General features: G+C 57.9%; 5 protein-coding genes. 3 read left to right on the top strand and 2 right to left on the bottom strand.

Going from position 1 to position 4,737, the window contains the following annotated elements; all coding sequences use genetic code 11:
• On the top strand, positions 1-866 hold an 866-nt coding region (locus A3754_RS18440; RefSeq protein WP_063520867.1), incomplete at its 5' end, for a YdiY family protein.
• Positions 867-1,201: 335 nt separating this feature from the next.
• On the opposite strand, the gene A3754_RS18435 is transcribed toward A3754_RS18440, so the two are convergent.
• Positions 1,202-1,675: a peroxiredoxin gene (locus A3754_RS18435; protein ID WP_063520866.1), complete on the bottom strand. Its 474-nt coding sequence runs from the start codon at positions 1,673-1,675 to the stop codon at positions 1,202-1,204.
• A gap of 469 nt (positions 1,676-2,144) precedes the next feature.
• Here A3754_RS18435 and A3754_RS18430 point away from each other — a divergent pair, with 469 nt between their 5' ends.
• A complete protein-coding gene (locus tag A3754_RS18430; RefSeq protein WP_082872526.1) occupies positions 2,145-2,810 on the top strand; it encodes an SDR family oxidoreductase in 666 nt (221 codons plus the stop codon).
• 60 nt (positions 2,811-2,870) lie between these two features.
• Positions 2,871-3,467 carry a hypothetical protein gene (locus tag A3754_RS18425; RefSeq protein ID WP_063520864.1) on the top strand — a complete coding sequence of 199 codons (597 nt, stop codon included), beginning with the start codon at positions 2,871-2,873 and terminating at the stop codon, positions 3,465-3,467.
• A 109-nt stretch (positions 3,468-3,576) separates the two neighbouring features.
• Here the strand turns inward: A3754_RS18425 and A3754_RS18420 are convergent.
• On the bottom strand, positions 3,577-4,737 hold a 1,161-nt coding region (locus tag A3754_RS18420; protein ID WP_156497075.1), incomplete at its 5' end, for a VWA domain-containing protein.

Genomic DNA, 4,737 nt, shown 5'->3' with positions numbered 1-4,737 from the left:
TGATTTCCATCGACTGGGAAGACGTGGCCTATATCCGTACGGGGCGCGTCATGTCGGTGCTGCTGGATGGCGGTGAAGTGATACTGGGGCGTTTGACCACGGAAAGCGGCAAGCTGCTGGTGGGGGGCGAACCGGTCGAGTTTCCCCAGGTGGTTGGCATTGCCTCTGCCTCCCCCCGGGAATTTGATTTATGGACGGCGGATATTTCGGTGGGCCTGAATTTCCGCAGTGGTAACGTGGAACAGAAAGACCTGAACACCAAGGTTTCACTGAAACGCCGCACGGTAAAGAATAATACCAAGATGAGTTATACCGGTAACTATTCGGAATCGGAGTCCGAGCAGCTGGCCAATAACCACACGGCGAGCCTGAGTCATGATTATCGGATCAGCCATAAGTGGTTTTTCAGACCGATTCAGGCGGAATATTACCGTGATCCGTTCCAGAACCGGGAAGCGGAATGGACGGTGGGTTTTGGCGCGGGCTACCAGATTTTTGATAGCCCCAAGCTGGACTGGACGGTATCGGCAGGCCCCGGTTACCAGCGTACCGAGTATGTGGATGTGGTAGAGGGTGAAGACCGTACGGTCTCCACCGGAGCGTTCCTGATAGGGACGTTTTACGATCAGGACATTACCGACAATATCGAGCTGGAAGTTGATTACCAGGTGACGCTGACAGAAGCCAAAGCCGGTCGCGCCAAGCATGATTTCTATGTGGCACTGGACGTGGATCTGACCAGCCGTTTGGACCTGCGTTTGGCGGGCACCTGGAAACGTATCGAAAGTCCGCAGCCGGACAGTGACGGTATTACCCCGGAAAAAGACGACTTTACCGCTACCCTGGGGCTTGCGCTGGAGATATAGCGATGTTGAGCCAGCGCTGGCTCGGCTCAGGATTTCCGCCGTTGCGGGAGGCCACATGCCGGCGGCCGGACGTCAAAGCGACGAACCGGGGAATCGCTGAAAAATGCCCAGCACGCTGATTGTCTGTGGGAACTGATGCTTGCATCACGAATAGCGGCGGTGAGTTGCAGGCGCCTTCGCGATGCAAGCATCGCTTCCCGCAGTGCTTCGAGCGTTTTTCAACGGCCTGGCAGCAATCCGAATGCATCATGCAGACAACCCGCGCCGCCAGGTTTTCGTCCGGCATCAGGCGTTGGGCTCACCGGGCAACGTTCCGAGGGAAAGACTTCCCTAGATTAAAGCTGGCCCAGCACAGTCTCCGCGCTGCTCTTGTCCACGCCTTTGGCGTCCACACCGATATACTCCACCACGCCATCGTTGGCGATCAGGGCGAAACGCTTGCTGCGAATGCCCATGCCGCCACCGGTGGCGTCCAGTTCCAGCCCCAGGGCCTTGGCAAACTCGGCATTGCCGTCTGCTAGCATGGTCAGGCGCTCGGCGTTCTGGTCTTTCTGCCAGGCATCCAGCACAAAAGCGTCGTTAACGGCCATGCAGGCAATCGCATCGACCTTGTCCAGCAGGGCGTCAGCATTGACCACGAAGCCGGGCATATGGGTGTTGGAGCAGCCGGGAGTGAAAGCGCCGGGCACGGCAAACAACACTACTTTGCGGCCTTTGAAAAAATCGCCGGTGTTCAGGTCTTCGGGGCCGTTATCACCGTTGGTTTTCAGGGTGATGGAGGGAAGGGTATCGCCAACTGCAATGCTCATGATTCGCGTCCTTGGCTTGAGAATGGACACTCACTGTAGCAAAGAGACACGGATAAAAAAGGTTCTTTACGGATTAGCGTGAATAACACGCTTCTCGTCATCTGCCTGGGTTATCCCGGCATCGCTTTTGAGCGGTATTTTCAGGAACGGTCAGGCCATCATTGATGGCAATAATCGGGTAATGCACTTTGCACAGAGAGTATGGCGGGCAGGGTTTCCAGGTTTTGAACGCAAGCGTCCTTCGTTGGGCATCCGGCGTCCAGCGGCTGCCAAATCGGGATAATGAGACAAGGGAGCCTCTGAAGCAGGATGAGCACTCAATTCCGCGATGAACCATAAAAAAGGATGTTTCCGTACAGGTAGGCAAAGCACCGCCCACAGAGGCTTGCGAATGTGGCTTGTCCGCTGGCGTTGAATGCGAAACAGGTTCAGGGTACGAGTCTGTTGAATCAGGCAAAAGGAGAAAGCTGTGGGACAAAAAATAGTCATTACCGGAGCGAATCGCGGGATTGGCCTTGCCATGGTGCAGGCGTGGTGCGCCAGGGGAGATACCGTGCTGGCCACTTGCCGCGAGCCCTCTGCTGCGCTGCTGGAAAGCGGCGCAAAGGTGATCGATGGTGTGGATGTGGGCTCGGCGGACGGAGTGATGAACCTGCAGAATGCGCTGGGCGATCGCCGTGTGGATATGCTCTATAACAACGCCGGGATCATGAGCAGTGAAACGGTGGATGGCATGAACTTTGACTCGATCCGCGACCAGTTCGAGGTCAATACGCTGGGGCCGCTGCGGGTCACCATGGCTTTGCTGGGCAACCTGCATGCGGGTAGCAAGGTGGGGCTTATGACTTCACGCATGGGGTCCATTGCCGATAATACCTCCGGGGCCAGGTACGGCTACCGGGCCAGCAAGGCCGCCCTGAATGCGGTAGGCAAGTCGCTGGCGGTGGACTTGTCTGAGCGGGGGATTGCGGTGGCGATTCTGCATCCGGGCTGGGTGCAGACTGACATGACCCGGCAGAGTGGTAATCTGACGGCGGAAGAAGCGGCCAGCGATCTGATTGCGCGGATGGACGCCCTGACCCTGGAAAACAGCGGGACCTTTTGGCATTCCGATGGCAGCGTGCTGCCCTGGTAATGGGATTGCCTTCTCTGAATACAGAAGAGGGTTTCACCGAATGCTGATGGAGAACAAGTCATGACGCACGCCGTGCGCTTTCAACACCCACGCTACACCATTCGCCGCAAGTTCTTTCGCTTCTTCGGTGATGCGTTCCACCTTTATACGGATGATGGAGAGCTGGCGCTTTATTCCAACATGAAGCGCTTCCGCATCCGCGAAGACATCCGGCTTTACGCGGACGAAAGTCAGGACCAGGAGTTGCTGCGGATTTCCACCCGCAGTATTTTCGATTTCGCGGGCGCCTATGACGTGCATGATTCGCAAAGCGATGAGCATGTGGGTACGTTGCGGCGGTCGGGTTTCAAATCATCCTTCCTGCGCGATCACTGGATCTTTCTGGATAGTGGTGGTCAAGAGATCGGCACTCTTCAGGAAGACTCCATGCTTAAAGCGCTGGTGCGCCGTTATATCGAAGCGTTGGCTTTTTTCTTTCCCCAGCACTACCACGCCACCGTGGGGGAGAGTCCTGTGGCGGAGTATCGCCAGCGGTTCAATCCGTTCATCTTGAAACTGGATGTGGATTTCAGTGCTGATCGTGAGGGCCGACTGGACAAGCGTCTGGGGATTGCCGCCGGGGTGTTGTTGTCGGCTATCGAAGGCCGGCAGGAGTAACACGACAGGGTTCTGCTCGCACTTTGCCGAAGCCTCGGGGCTAAATGCCTGACGAAAAAATCCCGGACAGGAGCTACCTGTCCGGGAAGGTTGGCTGTCGTCGGCAGGATCAGCGGCGACGACGCAAGCCACCGCCGATCAGCAGGATCAGGAAGGGTAGCAGGGCACCGATGCCGAAGGCGCCACCGCTGCTGCCGCCACCGCTATAGGACGGACGATTGCTGTTGTACATGGGTTGGGCATTGTCCACGCGGTTGCTGGTGGGTGCGCTGGCCTGACGTTGTGCCTTGGCCAGCTTTTCGATCTCCCGGCGTTTAGCATTGCGACGCTCGATCCCGTACTCCTCGAAGACTTCATCGCGCAGCACCACCATGGAGGTGTAGTTGGTCACCAGGCCGTACTCCAGGCCCAAATCGGTGATGCCCTGCTGCAGGTCCTTCTCCTCGCCGAAGTAATTAATTTCCCGCTGCATGTGCTGAATGGTGGCATAGGCCCACAGTCGTTCCAGTTCCGGGTTGTCACCGCCCTGGGCGGGGAAGTTGAAACGGGTCTTGTATTGCTTGTCCTGGCCGGCCACGTTGGCACGAAGGGTAACTTTCGCCGGGCCGTCGCCCCAGTAATGACCGAGCAGCACGATCTGGCGACCGTGGTAGATGCTGCCGATGCGCTGCGGCTGCAGGTCGGCGGTACGCACCCCGTCGATATCGATCTCCACGTCGTTCATGGCCTGGTGGGTGAGCTTGGCGGTGGCGTTGAGAATCTGCCCGGCGATGTCGTCGCTGTTGGAGACGCTGATGGCAAAGCCGTTGCTGGCATCGGTCATGGCGGTGAGCATGGGCCGGTTGGCACTGTTGCCCATGACGAAGGTGAACAGGCGCACGTCATGGTGTTCCAGTAAGTCGATAAAGTCTTTTTGTTGGGTTTTACCTACGTTAGCCACGCCATCGGTAACCAGCACGATGCCGGTGGGGCGGTCCGCGTCCAGGGGGTTCAGGGCCAGGCTCAGGCCGCCGAACAGGTTGGTGCCGCCACGGGGTTTGAGCTGCATGAGTTTTTCGGTGTAGCGGCGAATGCTGCCCGGCGTGGCGTCCACAAAACCGCTGGTGATTTCTTCGGCACGATCATCAAACAGCACGATTCTGAAGCGGTCGCCGCCGCGCAGTTTACCCAGGGCCTGGCTGACGCCGTCGGCCAGGGTGGCCAGTTTGGCACTCATGGAGCCGGAAATATCCAGCACGAACACCCAGTCGCTACCGGTGGTGATCGGGGG

It is taken from the genome of Alcanivorax sp. HI0083 (genome assembly GCF_001635175.1).
This window is presented reverse-complemented; position numbering and strand designations above follow the sequence as displayed.